Source organism: Leifsonia sp. NCR5, from assembly GCF_002105485.1.
In the GTDB taxonomy this organism is placed as follows: domain Bacteria; phylum Actinomycetota; class Actinomycetes; order Actinomycetales; family Microbacteriaceae; genus Leifsonia.
In genome coordinates this window covers 1-18,152 of record NZ_NCSR01000039.1, presented here as the reverse complement: position 1 = coordinate 18,152, position 18,152 = coordinate 1, and the positions used below count along the sequence as shown (strand labels likewise).

Genomic DNA, 18,152 nt, shown 5'->3' with positions numbered 1-18,152 from the left:
GGTCCCCACCCCGTCCACCCCCACGACGCTCGAGGAAGGCCTCGAGGAGACGATCATCCGCCCTCGCCGCGGAACCGAGCGAACCGAAGGAGGCGACCGTGGCTGACAAGCGTGGAATTGCCAGGGTCAGCATGCGCGTGGTCGGCGGTGTGATCGGCCTCGGCGTCGCCGGCATCGCCATCGCGGGTGCATCGTTGCTGCCGCTGCCGTCGTTCCAGGTCGCAGCCCCCGTCTCGACCGTCAAGCCCGTGCCTGCCGACCAGCAGAGGGTCTGCCCCGGCCCGCTGCTCGCCCTCGCGGCCGACGCGGGCGCCGCCACCACCGCATCCCCGTTCGGCGCCCCCACCTCTACATACGGGGCGGACGGCGGCAGCGTCGACACCCGGTCGCTGAAGGCCGACGCCGACGGTTCGTCGCGCGCCGAGGCTCCCCAGGTGCTCACCGTCGCCACCCCGCAGGGCGCGAGCACCCCGCCGCTCGTCGCTGGCGCCCAGTCGCAGAGCGCGACGACCGACGACCTCGCCGGTCTCGCGACCTCCTCCTGCGGAGAGGCGAGCGCAGACAGCTGGCTGGTCGGCGGTTCCACCGCGCTCGGCCAGACCAGCCTCGTGATGCTGTCCAACCCGACCTCGGTGCAGGCCACCGTCAACCTCTCGATCTTCGCCGAGACCGGCCAGGTGGATGCGCCGGGAGCCGCCGGCATCGTCGTCCCCGCCGGCGCGCAGAAGGTCGTCCCGCTCGCCGGTCTCGCTCCGTCCGTCGCCGCCCCCGTCGTGCACGTGCAGAGCACGGGAGGGCAGGTGCTCGCCTCTCTGCAGCAGAGCTTCGAGCAGGGCATCGACCCGCGCGGCGTCGAACTGTCCGGTGCGACAGGCTCCCCGTCGCGCGTGCAGGTGATCTCCGGCATGACCATCGCGAATCTGGCGACCATCGAGGGCGCCCAGTCCGGCGAGGGCTACGGAGCGGACCTCCCCGCCGTCCGCGTGTTCGTGCCCGGCGATCAGGATGCGGACATCACCGTCGGCGCCGTCGGCGAGAACGGCACGGCGGCAGGCAACTCGTACGCGCAGACCGTGAAGGCCGGCGTCGTCGCCGAGATCCCGCTGGATCACCTCAAGGACGGCAACTACACCGTCACCGTCCGCTCCTCCGTGCCGGTCGTCGCCGCAGCCCGCACCTCGGTCGCCGGGGCGAAGACCCACGACTTCACCTGGTTCGCCTCGTCGCAGCCGATGGGAGACACCTTCCTGGCCGCCATCCCGTCCGCCCCGACCCCGATGGTGCACTTCGCCAACCCGGGCGAGAAGGACCAGAAGGTCACCATCGAGGGACGCAACGGCAAACCGGCGACCCTGACCATCCCGGCCGAAGGAGCCGCGAACGTCAAGGTGGGCGCCGGGATGTACACGGTCACCGGGGGAGACGGCCTCTACGTGAGCGTCAGCTTCTCCGCCGACGGCGCCGCAAGCTCGTTCGCCCTCAACCCGCCCGGCCCGCTGGCCGCGCCGATCGAGGTGTACCCGCGCTAGCGCCCGGAACCCCTCCCTCGAACAAACGAGATCAGGGAGACCACGACGATCACGATGGCGAAACCGGGAACGATGTATGCCATGGGGTGGCTGGCGGACGAAAAATAGGCGGCGGACAGGCCGATCACTCCGTAGATCAGCAAGATGGAAGCGAAGAGGACCGCAACGATCTGCTTCTTGACCAACGTCACGGCACACCTTTCAGGGCCGCGTTCTGGACTTACGAGTGCCGCGACCACCTGTCGACTATCTCCGAGGGTATTGGTCGTCCAAACGGCACTCAATATATGCAAAAGGCTACGAATGCATTTGTTCGGCAAGACTGCGCGGATGGAGCCTTGATTGACCGCAGGCGCGCGGCCACCGTCCTCAGAAGTGCCGGTACCGGTCCGGCGCCAGGTCCCACGGGTCTTTCCCCAGCAGCTCCGCCACCGCACGGAACACGCAGCCCTCGACGAACATCCTGCGGTGGAGGTCGTCGTTGCGGTGCAGCTTGGTGAGCCGCTGGATCGGGACGCGGTAGAGAACGATGCGGCGCTGGGCGTGGTCGACGTGCCAGCGGTCGACACCGTCGCTGCCCGTGTTGCCGATGGGGGTGGCAGCGACCTCGAAGTGCACGTCGGCGAGCTCGTTCGGCCAGACGCCTTTGAGGTAGTCGGCCGTGGATGCGACGGTCATGTCGAAGAAGTCGATCCTGTTGTTCAGCATCGGCAGGTGGGGGCCGGTCACCGGGCCTCTCGCACCCCTGCCGTGCCTGCTGCGCCACCGGGAGGTGGCAGGCGGCTGGCTGCTTGAGCGGCGGTTGCGGGGCATGTCGCAATCCTACGTCGCCCGCGCTCGGGTATTCTGAGCCCGATGTTGAGCCGTCCATGTTCCCGCGTGGCGTGTCCACGCGATGCCGTGGCCACGCTCACCTACGTGTACGCCGACTCGATGGCCGTGCTCGGCCCGCTGAGCCTGAGCCACGAACCGCACTCGTACGACCTGTGCGCCATCCACGCCGAGCGTCTGTCCGCGCCGCAGGGCTGGCAGGTGATGCGGCACGAGGTGTTCGGTGAAGTAGGTTATGGGGCGTGAGCAGCAACAGCAACGTCCCCAGCAATTCCTCTCTCGACGCTGTCGTCAAGACCTATGACATCCGCGGTCTGGTCGGCAAAGACCTGACGGAGGAGGTCGTCACCGCTATCGCGGCCGGCTTCGTCGACGAGGTCGGGGCTGCCGGGGAGGAGGTGATCGTCGGCCACGACATGCGCGACTCGTCGCCCACCTTCGCCGCGGCGTTCGCCCGCGGAGCGCAGGCCAGGGGTGCCAACGTCGTGTCGATCGGGCTGTGCTCCACGGACGAGTCGTACTACGCATCCGGAGCGCTGGCGTCCGCGGCGGCCATGTTCACCGCGAGCCACAACCCGGCGACGTACAACGGCATCAAGCTCTCCCGCGCCGGCGCGCAGGGCCTCAGCATGAACACCGGGCTCGCCGGGGTGCGCGACCGTGCTGCCGTGTACCTGCACGACGGCGTCGACCCGGTGGACGAGCAGGGCGGCTTCCGCGAAGTGGATGTGCTCGCCGACTACGCCGCATACCTGCGGTCGCTCGTCGACCTGTCCGTCATCCGCCCGATCACGGTCGTGGTCGATGCCGGCAACGGGATGGGCGGCCTCACCGTCCCGGCGGTGCTCGGCGACGCAGCCGGCCTTCCCGCTCTGCCGCTCACGATCATCCCGATGTACTTCGAGCTGGACGGCTCCTTCCCGAACCACGAGGCGAACCCGCTCGACCCGAAGAACCTGGTCGATCTGCAGCGCGCGGTAGTCGAGCACGGCGCCGACCTCGGGCTCGCCTTCGACGGGGACGCCGACCGCTGTTTCGTCGTGGACGAGAAGGGCGACGCCGTCACCCCGTCTGCCGTCGCGGCCATCGTCGCACTGCGCGAGATCGCCCGCGCCAGGCGGGAGGACCCAGACGCGGACATCACGGTCATCCACAACCTGATCACCTCCAACGTCGTCCCAGAGACCATCGAGGCAGCAGGCGCGACGCCGCTGCGCACCCGCGTCGGCCACACCCTCATCAAGGATGCGATGCGTGAATCCGGCGCCGTCTTCGGTGGGGAGCATTCGGCGCACTACTACTTCCGCGACTTCTGGAGCGCAGACAACGGGATGCTCGCAGCCATGCACCTGCTCGCCGAGTTCGGCGGGCAGGACAGCCCGCTGTCCGAGCTGTCCGCCCGGTTCACGCCGTACCCGATGTCCGGCGAGATCAACTCGACGGTCAACGACGTTCCCGCCGCGTTCACGCGCGTGGTGGAGGCCTTCACCGGCCGTGCAGAGTTCGACGAGCTCGACGGTCTGACCGTCACCGGCTTCGTCGGGGGAGACGAGCCGTTCTGGTGGTTCTCCGTGCGTCCGTCGAACACCGAGCCGCTGCTGCGACTCAACGTCGAGGCGGCGGACCTGGCGACGATGCAGCGCATCCGGGACGAGGTGCTGGCGCTCATCCGCGCCTGACGGAGAGCCGGCGCGACACACGACTGTGAGAGTCGGGCACCGGATGCGACAATGGGGCAATGGCCACAACCACCGTCGCTGAATCCACCTCCACTCTTCCGTTCAAGGTCGCAGACCTCTCCCTCGCAGAAGCGGGACGTCACCAGATCCGTCTGGCCGAGAACGAGATGCCCGGTCTCATGTCGCTCCGCGAGGAGTTCGGCGCTTCGCAGCCGCTTGCCGGCGCGCGCATCGCCGGCTCGCTGCACATGACCGTGCAGACCGCCGTGCTGATCGAGACGCTCGTCGCGCTCGGCGCCCAGGTGCGCTGGGCGAGCTGCAACATTTTCTCCACCCAGGACGACGCGGCGGCCGCCATCGCGGTCGGCCCGAACGGCACCGTGGATGCGCCGGCCGGCGTTCCCGTGTTCGCCTGGAAGGGCGAGACCCTCGAAGAGTACTGGTGGTGCACCCAGCAGATCTTCGACTGGACGGCGGAGGCGGAACCCGCCGGGGCGGACTGGACCGGCCCGAACCTGATCCTCGACGACGGAGGCGACGCCACCCTCCTCGTGCACAAGGGCCGCGAGTTCGAGCTCGCCGGCGCCGTCCCGGACGACGCGCAGGGCGACAGCCACGAGTACCGCGTGATCCTGGCGGCACTGCGCGCATCCCTCGCGGAGTCCTCCGACCGCTGGACCCGCGTTGCTGCGGACATCCTCGGCGTCACGGAGGAGACCACCACCGGTGTGCACCGCCTCTACGAGCTCGCCCGCGACGGCCAGCTGCTGTTCCCGGCCATCAACGTCAACGACTCGGTCACCAAGAGCAAGTTCGACAACAAGTACGGCATCCGCCACTCGCTGCCGGACGGCCTGAACCGCGCCACCGACGTGCTGATCGGCGGCAAGGTCGCGTTCGTCGCAGGATACGGCGACGTCGGCAAGGGCGCAGCGGAGGCGCTGCGCGGCCAGGGCGCGCGCGTGATCGTCAGCGAGGTGGACCCGATCAACGCCCTGCAGGCGGCGATGGACGGCTACCAGGTGGCCCGCATCGAGTCGGTCGTCGACCAGGTCGACATCTTCATCTCCGGCACGGGCAACCTCAACGTCATCACCCTCGACCACATCCTGGCCATGAAGCACCAGGCCATCGTGGCGAACGTCGGTCACTTCGACAACGAGATCGACATGGCGGGCCTCGAAGCGCTGGAAGGCGCGGAGAAGATCGAGATCAAGCCGCAGGTGCACGAGTGGCGCCTGCCGAGCGGACGCAGCGTCCTGGTGCTCTCCGAGGGCCGCCTGATGAACCTCGGAAACGCCACGGGCCACCCGAGCTTCGTGATGAGCAACTCGTTCACCAACCAGGTGCTCGCGCAGCTCGAACTGTACGTGTCGACGGAGAACTACCCGATCGGCGTCTACGTGCTGCCCAAGCACCTCGACGAGAAGGTCGCCCGCCTCCACCTGGATGCGCTCGGCGTCGAGCTGACGACGCTCACCCCCGAGCAGGCCGCATACATCGGCGTCAGCGTCGACGGCCCGTACAAGGTCGACCACTACCGATACTGATGACACCCACTTTCACCGACCGCGAGCTGCCGGGCGGCCTCATCCTGCGCGTGCGCAGGCCGGAGGACGCCCCGGCGCTCGCGGCAGCATACGTCGCCAACCGCGGACACCTCGCGCCCTGGGAGCCCACCCGCACCGAGGAGTTCTTCACCGAGGCGGGCCAGCTCAAGCGCACCACCGAGCTGCTCGCCCTCTACGAGGCGGGCACGGCCATCCCGCTACTCATCATGGACGGGGACGCCGTCGCGGGCGGGTTCGACCTGAGCAGCATCGTCCGTGGCGCTTTCGAGAGCGCGATGATCGGATACTGGCTCGATCGCGCGCACACCAAGCAGGGTCTCGCCTCCACGGCGCTCGCCGCGATCATCGCGGCGGCGCGCGACGAATACGGCCTGCACCGCATCCAGGCCGCGACGCTGCTGCACAACCAGGCGTCGCAGTCCGTGCTCACCCGCTCCGGCTTCGAGCGCATCGGGGTGGCCCCGAACTACCTCAAGATCGCGGGCCGCTGGCAGGACCACGTGCTGTTCCAGCGCATCCTGCACGACTGACCCTGTAGGTCGCTAAACCTCCGCGTACGCCCGCACGGGGAACGTCCCGAACCCCTCCACGGCGGGCGGCGCGGCGGTGAAGCGTGCGCCGCGGGCCGGGACGGAGCCCAGGTTGGTCAGGTGCTCGACCACGTGGATGCCCGCGGCGAGCAGCAGGGTGTGTGCCGGCCGCGCTCCGCCGCCCTCGGTGTCGTCGATGTTGAGCGAGTCGATTCCGACGAGGGCGACCCCCGCATCCACGAGTTGCTGCGCGCCCGCCTCCGTGAGGTATGGCGCACCCGTCGCGTACTCCGGACGCCCGAAGTGCGCATCCCACCCGGTGTGCAGCAGCACCGCCGAGCCCGCGAGCTCTCTGTCGTGAAACACCGTGGCCGGGATGCCGCGCGTCCCGAGGTCGGTGAGGTGGAACACGTCCGCGCGCAGCCCGACGAGGGTGGACAGGTCGAGCGACGCCAGGTCTCCGCCGTCCGCGTAGCGGTGGAACGGGCTGTCGAGATATGTGCCCGTGTTGCCGATCATCGTGATGATGTCCATCGCGAACTGCGTGCCCGGCGCGTACTTCGCCACGGAGTCCTCGCGGGTGAGGTGCGGGGTGATCGTGGGGGCTGGGAGCCCCGGATACGTGACGAGCCCGGCCCGGATGCGGTGGCTGAGGTCGACCACGCGGGGACGCCCGGCCTCGGGCACCCTGGCCTGCTCCGGGCTGATCCCTCTGCTGCCCCTGTGCTGCTCCTCGACGATCGAGAGGCCGTCCAGCCGCACATCGCCGACCAGCGCGAGCCCGAGGTGCCGCACGAACAGTTCGGCGATCTGCTCCTCCGACAGGGATGCGTCCGGCAGGTCGAGCCGGAAGCCGTTCGTCTGCAGGCTGCCTCCGTTGACGAACGTCACGGTGGCGTCGAAGTGGGCGCGGTACTCGGTCACAGGTCTCCTAGCGATCGGGGAAGGCGTGGGGGAGGCCGTCGAGCACCGGCTCCAGGCGCTGCAGGCGCTCCTGCTCCAGCTCGAGGCCGGCTGCATCGCGCTGGCGGCGCAGCAGGGCGACGGCCACCAGGAACGTCTCTGCGTCGACGGGCGGGATCGGCGACACGTAGGCGGACGCCTCAGCGGCGAGCTCTCCGCTCAGCCCTGCCCGCGCCGCGGGGGTGAGCTGCGGCGCCTGACGCACGAACTGGGCGATGCGGCGGGAGAGCCTGTCCGGCAGTTTCGCCACGTCGGCCGTCGCCGCCCAGCCGGTCAGGTGCGGCGCGAGATAGAGGGGGAGGGGCGTCGCCTTCGGCGCGCGCTCGTACTGGCTGTACGTGCCGGCCAGGAGGTCGCCGAGGCGCTTCGAGCGGGCGTTGAGGAGTCCGGTGAGGGCGGCGACGCCGCCGAAGGTCATGAAGATCTCCAGCACGCCGACGAGCGCCCGGATGAACGCGTGCCGGAAGCCGATCGCCCCGCCGTCGTCGCGGACGATGCGCGCGCCGACCGCGAGCTTGCCGAGCGACTTGCCCTTCGTCGCGAGTTCGACCGTGGTCGGCAGCACCACCATCCCGAACACCAGGATGAGGACGACGAGCGCCCTGCCGGCCGCCGCATCCAGCCCGCTCCCGGTGGCGACGAGCAGCATCAGGCAGCCGAACATCACCAGCAAGTACGTGAGCCAGTCGATCACCGTCCCCGCTGCGCGCAGGATGTAGCTGGCCGGTTTGACGTCGAGCGCGACGGCTTCGCCGGTGACGAGTTCGCGTTCGCCCGACGTCTGCAGTGCCTGGGCAGGTGCCGTCATGGCTATCATTCAAGCAGATGGATCTCGACGCATACACGGCAGCGCGCAGCGCCGACTGGGACAGGCTCGCCCAGCTGGCGAAACGACGCCGCCTCGACGGCAAGGAAGCCGACGAGCTCATCGACCTGTACCAGTCCGGGGCGTCCGACCTGTCGGCCATCAAGACCATCGCGGGGTCGACGGCGACGGGCGACAGGCTCTCCCTCGCGCTCGCGTCCGCACGGCTGAAGTTCACCGGGGCCGGCGCGAACCTGTTCTCGATGCTGCCCAGGTTCTTCGTCTACCAGCTGCCTGCTGCGCTTTACCGCATCCGGTGGGTGGTGCTGGCCGTCGCACTCGCCACGGTGGTGGTCGCCACGCTGTACGCGGTCTGGATCACCGGCAACCCGGAGGTGCTCCGCAACTTCGGCACGGACGCCCAGTTGCGCCGCTACGTCGAGCACGACTTCATCGACTACTACTCCAACAACCCGGCCGCGTCGTTCTCCGGCCAGGTCTGGACGAACAACGCGTGGATCGCGGCGCAGTGCATCGCGTTCGGCATCACCGGCGTCTACGTGCCGTTCGTGCTCCTGCAGAACGCCATCGGCGTCGGGACGGCCGCCGGGGTCATGTTCGCCTACGGGCGGGGAGACGTCATGTTCTCCTACATCCTCCCGCACGGGATGCTCGAGCTCACCAGTGTCTTCGTCGCCGCGGCCGCCGGGCTGCGCATCTTCTGGGCCTGGATCGCCCCGGGCGCCCGCACGCGCGCGCAGGCGCTCGCCGAGGACGGGCGCGCACTGTTCACCGTGGCGGTCGGCTGCGCCATCTCCCTGTTCGTCTCCGGCCTGATCGAGGGCTTCGTCACGCCGTCCGCGCTGCCTGTCTGGGCGAAGATCGCGATCGGGGCGCTCGCGCTCGCCGCGTTCCTCGCGTACATGCTCGTGCTCGGCCGCCGCGCCGTGCGCCTCGGCGAGACGGGCGACCTGACCGAGTACGAGTCCGGTTCCCGCCGCGTCGTCGCGGGCTGACGCCGCTCGCTGACCTCAGAGGCGCCCGGCGGCTTTCAGCGACAGGTAGACGTCGCTGAGCGCGGGCGGCAGCTCCTCGGGGGAGCCCGTCACCACGTCGGCGCCGAGGCGCTGGATGGCGGCGGTCACCCTGCTCACGTCGAGCAGCGAACGCTCCGCCGCGGCAGCGCGGTAGACCTCATCCCTGTTCCTCCGCGTCCCCGTGGCCTCGATGGTCTCGGGATCGGTGACGGAGGCGACGACGACGATGTGCTTGTTCGTGAGCTGCGGAAGCACCGACAGCAGCCCCCGTGAGGCGCCGGGCGCCTCCACGGAGGTCAGCAGCACGACGAGCGACCGCTGGCTGGTGACTGCGGACACCTGGGCGGGCACCGCCGACCAGTCCATCTCGATCAGTGCAGGCTCGATGCCGGCCATCGCATCCACCATCCTGGACAGCAGTTCCGGTCCGCTGGCGCCCTGCACCCGGCCGCGCACAGCCCTGTCGTATGCGATCAGGTCGACGCGGTCGCCCGCGCGGGTGGCGAGCGCTGCGAGCAGCAGCGACGCCTCGAACGCCGTGTCGATGCGCGGCTCGTCGCCGATCCTGGCGGCGGACGTGCGGGCCGTGTCGATCACGATGACCACGCGCCTGTCGCGCTCCGGACGCCAGGTGCGCACCATCACGCGGGCACCGCGTCCGCTGTTGGGGTCGTGGCGGCGTGCCGTCGCCCTCCAGTCGATCGAGCGAACGTCGTCGCCGCGCACGTACTCGCGCAGGGAGTCGAACTCGGTGCCTTGCCCGCGCAGCATCACGCTGGTCATGCCGTCCAGCTCGCGCAGGCGGGCCAGCCGCGACGGCAGGTGCTTGCGTGCGGTGAACGGCGGCAGCACCCGGATGCGGCCGGGCGCGCTCAGCGTCGCCTGCCGCGCCCACAGGTGCAGCGGCCCCCACGACCGGATGCTCACCTGCGTCACGTGGCGCTCTCCCCTCCGCCACGGGGTCAGCGTCGCGGTGATGCGCCTGCGCTCCCCGGCGGGGACGGCCACCCTGGTGCGCGACCTGTCGATGCCGGCGGACGGCTCCCACGCATCCCGGACGGTGCCGCGGATGGCCCGGCGGCCGGTGTTGGTCACGAGCAGTTCGCTCGTCGCCTCGGTGCCCAGCCGCACGCGCGACGGCAGCACCCGTTCGAGCACCACGCGCCGCGGAGAACCGGCGAGCATCAGGTCGAGCACGCCGAGCACGATGCAGAGCAGCAGCCAGCAGCCGAGCGCGAGGTACGACATCGCCTCCGTCCAGCCGAGCAGCACGACGGGGATCACCCCGAGCGCGAGCAGGGCGACGAAACGTCCGGATACGGTCACGTCACTGCCTAGATCGGAACCTGGACCTGCTGCACGATCGAGCGCAGGATCGCATCCACTCCGACACCCTCCAGCTCCGCCTCCGGGCGCAACTGGACCCTGTGCCGCCAGACCGGCAGCAGCATCGCCTGCACGTGGTCCGGGGTGATCGAGTCGTAGCCGGAGAGCCACGCCCACGCCTTCGACGCGGCCAGCAGCGCCGTGGTGCCGCGCGGGCTCACTCCGAGCTTCACGGAGGGGCTGGTGCGGGTGGCGCGGGCCAGGTCGACGATGTACGCGAGCACGTCGCCGGTCGCGCCGACGGATGCTGCCGCTGCCCTGGCCGCGTGCAGTTCGGCAGCGCTGAGCGCCGGCGTCACGCCCGCGGCGGCGAGGTCGCGGGGGTTGAACCCGGCCGCGTGACGGCGCAGCACCTCGACCTCGGTGTCGCGCGGGGGCACATCCAGGGTCAGCTTGAGCAGGAAGCGGTCGAGCTGCGCCTCGGGAAGCGCGTACGTGCCTTCGTATTCGATCGGGTTCTGCGTCGCGGCGACGATGAACGGGTCCGGCAGCTGGCGGCTGACGCCGTCGACGCTGACCTGGCGCTCCTCCATCGCCTCGAGCAGGGCGGACTGCGTCTTCGGGGGCGTCCTGTTGATCTCGTCGGCGAGCAGGATGTTCGTGAAGACCGGGCCCTCGCGGAACTCGAAGCCGCCGGTGCGACCGTCGTAGACGAGCGAGCCCGTCACGTCGCCCGGCATCAGGTCCGGCGTGAACTGGATGCGCTTGGTGTCGAGGCTGAGCGCCTCGCTGAGCGAGCGCACCAGCAGTGTCTTCGCCACGCCGGGCACACCCTCCAGCAGCACGTGGCCGCGGGCCAGCAGAGCGATGATGAGGCCGGTGACGGCCCCGTCCTGACCGACGACGGCCTTGCCGACCTCCGTGCGCACGCGGGCGAGCGCGTTGCGGAGAGCGGTGGAGTCGTGGTCCTGGCTGTGGATGGGCGCTGCGCTCGATCCGGTCGTGACGTCGGTCATGCATCCATTCTTCCGGTCGGCCCCGACTCGGCGGGGGTGACTGCTGCCGCGGTCGCTCGTTCGAGCGTCGCGAGGTCGTCTGAGAGGGCGATCAGCTCGGCGTCCGTGCGCGGCACCGTGTCGATCAGGATCGCGTGGATGGCCGCCCTGTCGCGGCCGGTCACCGAGGCGACGGCGTCCGCGATCTCGGCGGCCGTCGCGGCGCGGGGCAGCCCGGTGAGCGTCGCCAGCCGCCCGATGGCGCCGATCCGCAGCGCGTCCGCCGCCCGCAGGCGGGCCGACGACCGCTGGTAGAGCCTGGCGCGGCCCTCGCGGGTCTCTCCGGCGCGCACCACCACGGGCAGGTTCTCGACCACCAGTGGGCCGAAGCGGCGTCCCCGCCAGAACGCTGCGGCGATGAACACGAGCACGAGCAGGATCACCACCGGCGTCACCCAGCCGGGCGTGAGCGCCCCGATGTCCGGGGCGCCGGTGACCGGCCGGTCGAGCATCGTCGGCAGATACCAGACGAGCGTGCGGTGTCCGCCGAGCACGCCGAGGGCGAGTGCGGCGTTGCCCGCGCGGTCGACCCCGTCGTTCATCAGGATGCCGGCCGAGCCGACCAGGTAGATCGTGCGGCCGTCGGACGTGGTCTTCACGAAGGCGTACTGTCCGCTGTTCGTGCGGAAGCAGCCGACCGCATCCCCGCCGTCCACGCGGAAGGTGCCCGCGACGCCCGCGTCCGCGGTGTTGTCGGTGGAGCGAGGGTCGATGCGCTCCGCCCTCACGGCGGCCGGCACGGCGCAGCCTGCGGCGACGGGGCCTTTCGCGGAGGGTGTGCCCGCTGCCGTCACGTGCGGCGCGAGCCTGTTCAGAGCGGCGAAGTCCGGCTCGACCACGACGATGGTGCTGGCGATGGCGGTCAGACGGTCGTAGCCGTCCCCGTCGAGGTTCCCGCCCTGGTCGAAGACGAGCACGGTCGTGTCGTCGGTCGCCACATCCTGCACCTGGCTCAGCGTGCTCGCCGTGCGCACGTCGACGCCCTGGCCGCGCAGCACCTGCGCGACCGCCTTCCCGCCGACAGGGCCGGCGTTGGCCGCGTCCAGCGGGATGCCCGCCGACGACTGACCGCCGGTGAGCAGCGCGCCGAGGAACGCGACGACGATCGCGATCACCGCGAGCACGATCCACGGGATGCTCTTCCTCCCGACCTGCCGGAGCCCGGGCGAGATCGCCGCGGCGTCCTCCGCGCCCGTCGGGGCCGCATCCGGTGCTGCGACCGGCGCTGTCTCTGGGGTGCGCTCGCGGTCGAGGGTCTGCTCCGTCACCGGACGCCACCGCCCTGCGCGACGGGCTGCTGCCCGAACAGCTGCGGGCGTGCCTCCTGCAGGCGCTGGTCGAGCGCGACGAGCTGCTGGTAGCGCGCCTCGGTGCCGGGACGCCCGAGGTAGCGGACCTCGTCGAACGCGCGTGCGGCGTCGAGCAGTCGTTCGCGTTCGGCAGGGACGGCGTTCGCCGCTCTGTGCGCGAACTCGGTCGCCGTCGTGCCGGGGCTCACGGTGACGATGGTGCGTTCGTCCATGCTCTGCGCGATGGCACGGAACTGCTCCTCGATCGCCACCACCCAGTCGCCTGCGGCTGCTGCGGACGCCGCGGAGTGCCGCAACTGTGCTGCGGTGCGGAGGTCGTCGTCGCCGAACAGCGAGCGGCGGCCGTCCGCCGTCCTCCTGTTCACACGGGGGCGGCCGAAGATGAAGAACGCTGCGACGATCAGCCCGGCGATCACCAGCACGACGGCGAGCAGCAGCACGGGGCCGGCGTCGCCGCCCGGACCCTGGAACAGCGAGGCGATCCAGTCCTGCACGGCCTTGGAGGCGAGGTCGAACCAGGTCGGCTTCGCGGTCTGATACTCGGGTTTCGCGAGTTCGTCGCCGATCCAGCGCCGAGCATCCGGTGAGCTCGGGTCGACAGGGATGTCGGCGCGCAGCAGAGAGAGGACGGCGCCCGTCATGCGGCGGGCGGGGGAGGCGGAGGCGGAGGGTATGAGCCGCCAGGCGGGTACGAGCCGCCGGGCGGGTACGAGCCGGGCGGGTACGAGCCCGGCGCCGGCGGGTACTGACCAGGCGCGGGCGGATACGGCGGCTGCTGCGTGAAGACCGGAGCGGACAGGTACGGGTCGGGGGCGTCCTGCCCGGTCTGGCGCGCCTCCACGAACCGCACCAGCTGCAGGTCCAGGCCCTCCTTGCGCATCCGGAGGTCGATGTAGATGAGTGCGACGACGGAGGTCTGCACCACGGCCATGATCGCGCCGACGATCGCTCCGACCACGCTGGCCAGCAGGTTGACGCCGAGCTGCCCGGCCAGCACCTGACTGAAACTGGACGCATCCGGCGAGGACAGCGACGTGGGCGCGAAGACGCCCCCCACGATGCCGCCGAGCAGGCCGAACGGGATGGAGATGATCTGCGCGACGGCGTAGACGATCACGGCGATGAGGGCGACCGTGCCGAAGGTCTTCCAGAAGTAGCCGGTGGTCAGCCCCCACGAACGCGCCATCGCACGGCGGATCGGGAGACGTTCGAGCACGATGGCGCTCGGCACGAGCACGAGCTTGGTGTTCAGCCAGATGGCGAGGACGATCAGGCCGAGGAACCCGAAGATGAGCACGAGCACGCCGCCGACCACCCCGGCGGGCCCGAGAGCGAACAGCACGGCGGTGATGACGGCGACCAGCGCGGCGGAGAGGAACCAGGCGAGGCCGAACAGGAAGGTCCAGGCGATCAGGGCGCCCACGCGCCCGCGCACCAGCCGCCAGACCCCGCGGAAGGTCAGCTTCTCGCCGACCGTCCCCCTGGCCACCTCGCCGACGATCACGCCCTGGAGCAGCGCGTTGGAGATGCCGTCGATCACGGCGGACAGCAGGCCGAGCACGATCGTGCCCCCGACCGCCCCCGCCATCAGGGCGCTGCGGTCGTCGGCGGTCGCGTTGATCGCCCTGTCCATCAGCAGGTAGATGCCGGAGAAGATGAGCACGCTCGCGATGATCGAGGGGATGCCCCGCAGCAGCAGTGCCGCGCCGACGGTGATCTTCGGGTTGCGCCGCAGCGTCTGGAACGGAGCGCCGATAAGCGTGCCGAAACTCAGTGGCCGAAGCGGGATGAGGCCGGGCTTCGGCGGGGGAGTCCAGCCGGGCTGCTGCGGGAAGCCTGCCCCGGGCTGGCCGTACTGGGTGAAGCCGGGCTGCTGCTGACCATAACCGGGCTGCTGCTGGCCGTATCCGGGCTGCTGCTGGCCGTATCCCGGGCCGTACTCTCCGTACTGCGGCGCAGGAGGGACGGGGGACTCGTTGCCCGCGCTCGCCCCTGCTCCATCGCCTGCCTGCGACCCCGGTGCCTGCCAGTTCTGCTCGTCGGTCACGCGGTGCCCCTCTTTCCCGTGCGTAGTCCGCTCCCATGCTGGCACATCCGGGGCGGGAGCACTGCCCCACCCACAGGGCACGTTCGGCAGGCTTTCACGGGTGGCGCAGGAGTGTCGACTACGCTGGCACGGAGACTTCAGCAGTCATCGGGACCTCAGTGGTCTCCGGCCGCCCGAGAATGGTTGTGGGAAACTTCGGAAATGAACAGTCGCATCCTGGTGGTCGACGACGACACCGCCCTCGCCGAGATGATCGGCATCGTGCTGCGCACCGAGGGATTCGACCCCGTCTTCTGTGAGGACGGCGCGCTCGCCGTCGACACGTTCCGCTCCTCGAAGCCCGACCTGGTGCTCCTCGACCTCATGCTGCCCGGACTGGACGGCATCGAGGTGTGCAGCCGCATCCGGGCGGAGTCCGGCACGCCCGTGATCATGCTGACCGCCAAGTCGGACACAGCGGATGTGGTCAAGGGCCTCGAGTCCGGCGCAGACGACTACATGGTCAAGCCGTTCAACCCGAAAGAGCTCGTCGCGCGCATCAAGACCCGGCTGCGACCGGCATCCACGGTGCCCGCCGCCGAGCAGTTGCGGATCGGCGACCTCCTCGTCGACGTGGCAGGCCACGAGGTCAAGCGCGGCGACACCCGCATCAACCTGACTCCGCTCGAATTCGACCTCCTGCTCGCCCTGGCCTCCAAGCCGCAGCAGGTGTTCACCCGCGAGATGCTCCTCGAACAGGTCTGGGGCTACCACTACAAAGCGGACACCCGCCTCGTGAACGTGCACGTCCAGCGCCTGCGCGCCAAGGTGGAGCAGGACCCGGACAACCCCAAGATCGTCATGACCGTGCGCGGGGTCGGCTACCGCGCCGGCGCCGTCACGTAGCACGCCGGAAGCGGCGCCCCGGATGCGGTACAGGTGGATGGACGGGCGATGGTGGCGGCAGCTTCCCTCGCAGCTCGTCGGCGTGTGGCGGCGCTCGCTGCAGGTCCGCACGGTCGCCATCACGCTGCTGCTGACCGGCATCGCCATCCTGATCACGGGCATCTACATGGCGCTCAGCATCAGCAACGACCTCTACCAGTCGCGGCTCGACCAGGCGCTCCGTGACTCCAGCAGGGCGACCACCTCCGCCCAGACGACGCTGAACGCCTCGGATGTCTCCGCGTCCGACACCGGGAAGAACCTGCTCAATTCCACGCTGCAGACCGTGCAGGGCGCCACGTCGAGCAGGCTCATCGCCGCCTACCGCGTGCCAGGGCAGGATGTGTCCGTGCCAGCGCCGCCCGACCGGTCCAGCCCCGGACTGAACGGCGTGATCTCCAGCGAGCTGCGCGCCCAGGTGCAGAACGGCGGGACCAAGCAGTTCTACCAGTCCGTCGCGCTGCCGGCGGGGAACGGGACCACCGATCCCGGCATCGTCGTCGGCACCCAGCTCACCCTGCCGAGCTACGGGCACTACGAGCTCTACATCGGCTACAACCTGCGCGACTCGGAGAACACCCTGCTGTTCGTGCAGGGCACCCTCCTGCTCGCCGGGTTCGCCCTCATCCTGCTCATCGGTGCGATCACCTGGGTGATCGTCCGGTTCGCCGTCCAGCCGATCCGGGTGGCGGCGGAGACCAGCGAGCGCCTGGCCGCCGGAGACCTGGCCGTGCGCATCCCGGAGCACGGTGAGGACGTGTTCGCGTCGCTGGCGCGCTCGTTCAATGGGATGGCGGACAGCCTGCAGAGCCAGATCAACCAGCTGGCGACGCTCTCGCAGCTGCAGCAGCGGTTCGTCTCGGACGTGTCGCACGAACTGCGCACGCCGCTCACGACCATCCGGTTGGCCGGCGACGTGATCTACGACCAGCGCGAGTCGTTCCCTCCAGCGACGGAGCGCACCGCCGAGCTGCTGCACACTCAGATCGAGCGGTTCGACCGGCTGCTGTCCGACCTGCTCGAGATCAGCAGGTACGACGCGGGCTCCGTCGCCCTCGACCCGGAGCCCACCAACCTGGTGCGCCTCGCCGACGACGTGGTCGACGAGCTGCGCACGCTGGCCGAGCAGAACGGCTCCGAGCTGCGACTGGATGCGCCGGGCGGCTACTTCGACGTCGGCATGGACCCGAGGCGCATCCGCCGCGTCGTGCGCAACCTCATCGGCAACGCCATCGAGCACGGCGACGGCAAGCCGGTGGTCGTGACCGTCGACAGCAACGAGAGCGCCGTCGCGCTGACCGTCCGGGACTACGGGATCGGGATGAGCCAGCAGGAGGTCAACCACGTGTTCGACCGGTTCTGGCGGGCGGACCCGTCGCGCAAGCGCACCATCGGCGGCACCGGGCTGGGCCTGGCGATCTCGCTGGAGGACGCGACGCTGCACTCCGGCTGGCTGCAGGTCTGGTCCGCTCCTGGTGCAGGCTCCTGCTTCCGGCTGACCCTGCCGCGCGTGCCTGGCAAGGAGATCGCGTCGTCTCCGCTCCCGCTTCCGCCGGTCGACGCCGGAGCCACCGGGGTGGCCGGTGCGCGGGCGGGAACGCAGGAGCTGACGGACAAAGGGGCGACAGCATGAGACTCCACAGCCCGTTGCGCCGCACCGTCGCCGGTGTGGTCGCCGCCGTCGTGCTCTGCGTGCTCGCCGCGTGCGCGAGCATCCCGAGTTCGGGGCCGGTGCGCCAGGGCGGTCCGGTTGCGCAGGTCAACGACCCGCTCGACCTCGACTTCAACCCGTCTCCGCCGGAGAAGGGCGCGACCCAGGAGCGGATCGTCCAGGGCTTCATCGACGCGGCGTCCAGCCCGAAGAACAACTTCGACATCGCCAGGAAGTACCTCACCAGATCGATGTCGGCCAAGTGGAACCCGGACGAGTCCGTGACGGTCGACGACGGCCGCAACCGGTCGTTCGACCACGACGGCAACCAGTGGAGCGTGCAGGTGAACCCGGTCGCCAACGTCGACAGCGTCGGCGCGTACCATCCGGTGTCGAGCACGGCGCCGGTCGGCCTCCGCTACGAGCTCGAAAAGCAGGACGGCGAGTGGCGCATCGCCGTCGCCCCGAACGGCGTGATCATCGACGACCCGACGTTCCGGTCCGTCTACTCCCAGCAGCCCGTCTACTTCTTCAGCCCCGACTACGCCTATCTGGTGCCGGATGCGCGCTGGTTCCCCGCCCGCGTCGCCACCGCGGCCACGCGGGTCGCGAGCGCCATCCTGGCCGGGCCGGCCAAGTGGCTGAACGGTGCCGTGACCAGCGCCTTCCCGCAGGGGACGCAGCTGGCGCTCCCGTCGGTGACGACCTCGGGAGGGGTCGCCAGGGTCGACCTCAGCTCGGAGGCCGGACAGGCGGACACGCTCGCCCTGCAGCGGATGCAGCTCGAACTCGAGCAGAGCCTTGGCAGCCTCGCGCAGAGCGTCGAGATCTCGATCGAGGGCAACCTGCAGCAGATCCCGCCGCTCAGCGACGCCAACGCGCCCACCCAGGACC

18 protein-coding genes are annotated in these 18,152 nt (G+C 70.2%); 9 read left to right on the top strand and 9 right to left on the bottom strand.

The features are described from left to right. Positions 1 to 98 precede the first annotated feature (98 nt). Entirely contained in the window at positions 99 to 1,529 is a 1,431-nt protein-coding gene (locus B7438_RS19465; RefSeq protein ID WP_085371338.1) for a DUF5719 family protein, read from the top strand. On the opposite strand, the gene B7438_RS19460 is transcribed toward B7438_RS19465, so the two are convergent. Both B7438_RS19460 and B7438_RS19455 read right to left on the bottom strand, forming a co-directional pair. Further along, positions 1,526 to 1,720: a hypothetical protein gene (locus tag B7438_RS19460; protein ID WP_085371337.1), complete on the bottom strand. Its 195-nt coding sequence runs from the start codon at positions 1,718 to 1,720 to the stop codon at positions 1,526 to 1,528. The two genes, B7438_RS19465 and B7438_RS19460, sit on opposite strands and share 4 nt — an antisense overlap. Positions 1,721 to 1,898: 178 nt before the next feature. Beyond that, complete coding sequence (locus B7438_RS19455) at positions 1,899 to 2,342, bottom strand: metallopeptidase family protein (protein ID WP_085371336.1); 444 nt, start codon at positions 2,340 to 2,342, stop codon at positions 1,899 to 1,901. A gap of 42 nt (positions 2,343 to 2,384) precedes the next feature. Here B7438_RS19455 and B7438_RS19450 point away from each other — a divergent pair, with 42 nt between their 5' ends. The 4 genes from B7438_RS19450 to B7438_RS19435 are packed head-to-tail and all read left to right on the top strand — an operon-like array spanning position 2,385 to position 6,140. Further along, complete coding sequence (locus tag B7438_RS19450; RefSeq protein ID WP_085371335.1) at positions 2,385 to 2,606, top strand: DUF3499 family protein; 222 nt, start codon at positions 2,385 to 2,387, stop codon at positions 2,604 to 2,606. Beyond that, positions 2,603 to 4,039: a phosphomannomutase/phosphoglucomutase gene (locus tag B7438_RS19445; protein ID WP_085371334.1), complete on the top strand. Its 1,437-nt coding sequence runs from the start codon at positions 2,603 to 2,605 to the stop codon at positions 4,037 to 4,039. Before B7438_RS19450 ends, B7438_RS19445 begins: the two co-directional genes overlap by 4 nt. Positions 4,040 to 4,098: 59 nt before the next feature. Then, complete coding sequence (gene ahcY, locus B7438_RS19440) at positions 4,099 to 5,589, top strand: adenosylhomocysteinase (RefSeq protein ID WP_085371333.1); 1,491 nt, start codon at positions 4,099 to 4,101, stop codon at positions 5,587 to 5,589. Then, positions 5,589 to 6,140 (top strand): GNAT family N-acetyltransferase, encoded by a 552-nt coding sequence (locus tag B7438_RS19435; RefSeq protein WP_085371332.1) that lies wholly within the window; start codon positions 5,589 to 5,591, stop codon positions 6,138 to 6,140. The genes ahcY and B7438_RS19435 overlap by 1 nt, the downstream gene beginning before the upstream one ends. A 12-nt stretch (positions 6,141 to 6,152) precedes the next feature. On the opposite strand, the gene B7438_RS19430 is transcribed toward B7438_RS19435, so the two are convergent. Together B7438_RS19430 and B7438_RS19425 are read right to left on the bottom strand one after the other, a co-directional pair. Further along, positions 6,153 to 7,064 (bottom strand): cyclase family protein, encoded by a 912-nt coding sequence (locus B7438_RS19430; protein ID WP_256922148.1) that lies wholly within the window; start codon positions 7,062 to 7,064, stop codon positions 6,153 to 6,155. Between the two features lie 7 nt (positions 7,065 to 7,071). After that, entirely contained in the window at positions 7,072 to 7,911 is an 840-nt protein-coding gene (locus B7438_RS19425; protein WP_085371330.1) for an RDD family protein, read from the bottom strand. Between the two features lie 17 nt (positions 7,912 to 7,928). Between B7438_RS19425 and B7438_RS19420 the strand changes: the two genes are divergently transcribed. After that, a complete protein-coding gene (locus tag B7438_RS19420) occupies positions 7,929 to 8,924 on the top strand; it encodes a stage II sporulation protein M (RefSeq protein ID WP_085371329.1) in 996 nt (331 codons plus the stop codon). A gap of 15 nt (positions 8,925 to 8,939) precedes the next feature. Here B7438_RS19420 and B7438_RS19415 read toward each other — a convergent pair whose 3' ends face one another. Genes B7438_RS19415 through B7438_RS19395 form a run of 5 tightly spaced genes read right to left on the bottom strand, consistent with a single transcriptional unit; the run spans position 8,940 to position 14,683 of the window. After that, positions 8,940 to 10,271, bottom strand: a complete 1,332-nt coding sequence (locus B7438_RS19415) for a DUF58 domain-containing protein (protein ID WP_085371328.1) — start codon at positions 10,269 to 10,271, stop codon at positions 8,940 to 8,942. 8 nt (positions 10,272 to 10,279) lie between these two features. Continuing rightward, positions 10,280 to 11,287, bottom strand: a complete 1,008-nt coding sequence (locus B7438_RS19410) for a MoxR family ATPase (RefSeq protein WP_085371327.1) — start codon at positions 11,285 to 11,287, stop codon at positions 10,280 to 10,282. Further along, positions 11,284 to 12,594, bottom strand: a complete 1,311-nt coding sequence (locus B7438_RS19405) for a DUF4350 domain-containing protein (RefSeq protein WP_256922147.1) — start codon at positions 12,592 to 12,594, stop codon at positions 11,284 to 11,286. Before B7438_RS19405 ends, B7438_RS19410 begins: the two co-directional genes overlap by 4 nt. Beyond that, entirely contained in the window at positions 12,591 to 13,277 is a 687-nt protein-coding gene (locus B7438_RS19400; RefSeq protein ID WP_085371326.1) for a DUF4129 domain-containing protein, read from the bottom strand. Before B7438_RS19400 ends, B7438_RS19405 begins: the two co-directional genes overlap by 4 nt. Further along, positions 13,274 to 14,683 carry a glycerophosphoryl diester phosphodiesterase membrane domain-containing protein gene (locus B7438_RS19395; RefSeq protein WP_143466089.1) on the bottom strand — a complete coding sequence of 470 codons (1,410 nt, stop codon included), beginning with the start codon at positions 14,681 to 14,683 and terminating at the stop codon, positions 13,274 to 13,276. The genes B7438_RS19400 and B7438_RS19395 overlap by 4 nt, the downstream gene beginning before the upstream one ends. A 201-nt stretch (positions 14,684 to 14,884) precedes the next feature. Between B7438_RS19395 and mtrA the strand changes: the two genes are divergently transcribed. The 3 genes from mtrA to B7438_RS19380 all read left to right on the top strand — a co-directional run. Beyond that, the gene (gene mtrA / locus B7438_RS19390; RefSeq protein WP_085371325.1) at positions 14,885 to 15,568 is read left to right on the top strand and encodes an MtrAB system response regulator MtrA; all 684 of its coding nucleotides are present in this window, start codon (positions 14,885 to 14,887) and stop codon (positions 15,566 to 15,568) included. A 37-nt stretch (positions 15,569 to 15,605) separates the two neighbouring features. Then, entirely contained in the window at positions 15,606 to 17,240 is a 1,635-nt protein-coding gene (gene mtrB, locus B7438_RS19385; RefSeq protein ID WP_256922145.1) for an MtrAB system histidine kinase MtrB, read from the top strand. Then, the coding region (locus tag B7438_RS19380; protein WP_179150884.1) for a GerMN domain-containing protein at positions 17,237 to 18,152 on the top strand (916 nt) is incomplete at its 3' end. The genes mtrB and B7438_RS19380, both read left to right, overlap by 4 nt.

Bases quoted from the DNA above. Each gene is read 5' to 3' on its own strand.
- B7438_RS19425 (WP_085371330.1), bottom strand. From the start codon at position 7,911: ATGACGGCACCTGCCCAGGCACTGCAGACGTCGGGCGAACGCGAACTC.
- B7438_RS19435 (WP_085371332.1), top strand. From the start codon at position 5,589: ATGACACCCACTTTCACCGACCGCGAGCTGCCGGGCGGCCTCATCCTG.
- mtrA (WP_085371325.1), top strand. From the start codon at position 14,885: ATGAACAGTCGCATCCTGGTGGTCGACGACGACACCGCCCTCGCCGAG.
- B7438_RS19420 (WP_085371329.1), top strand. From the start codon at position 7,929: ATGGATCTCGACGCATACACGGCAGCGCGCAGCGCCGACTGGGACAGG.
- ahcY (WP_085371333.1), top strand. From the start codon at position 4,099: ATGGCCACAACCACCGTCGCTGAATCCACCTCCACTCTTCCGTTCAAG.
- B7438_RS19450 (WP_085371335.1), top strand. From the start codon at position 2,385: ATGTTGAGCCGTCCATGTTCCCGCGTGGCGTGTCCACGCGATGCCGTG.
- B7438_RS19400 (WP_085371326.1), bottom strand. From the start codon at position 13,277: ATGACGGGCGCCGTCCTCTCTCTGCTGCGCGCCGACATCCCTGTCGAC.
- B7438_RS19455 (WP_085371336.1), bottom strand. From the start codon at position 2,342: ATGCCCCGCAACCGCCGCTCAAGCAGCCAGCCGCCTGCCACCTCCCGG.
- mtrB (WP_256922145.1), top strand. From the start codon at position 15,606: ATGGACGGGCGATGGTGGCGGCAGCTTCCCTCGCAGCTCGTCGGCGTG.
- B7438_RS19410 (WP_085371327.1), bottom strand. From the start codon at position 11,287: ATGACCGACGTCACGACCGGATCGAGCGCAGCGCCCATCCACAGCCAG.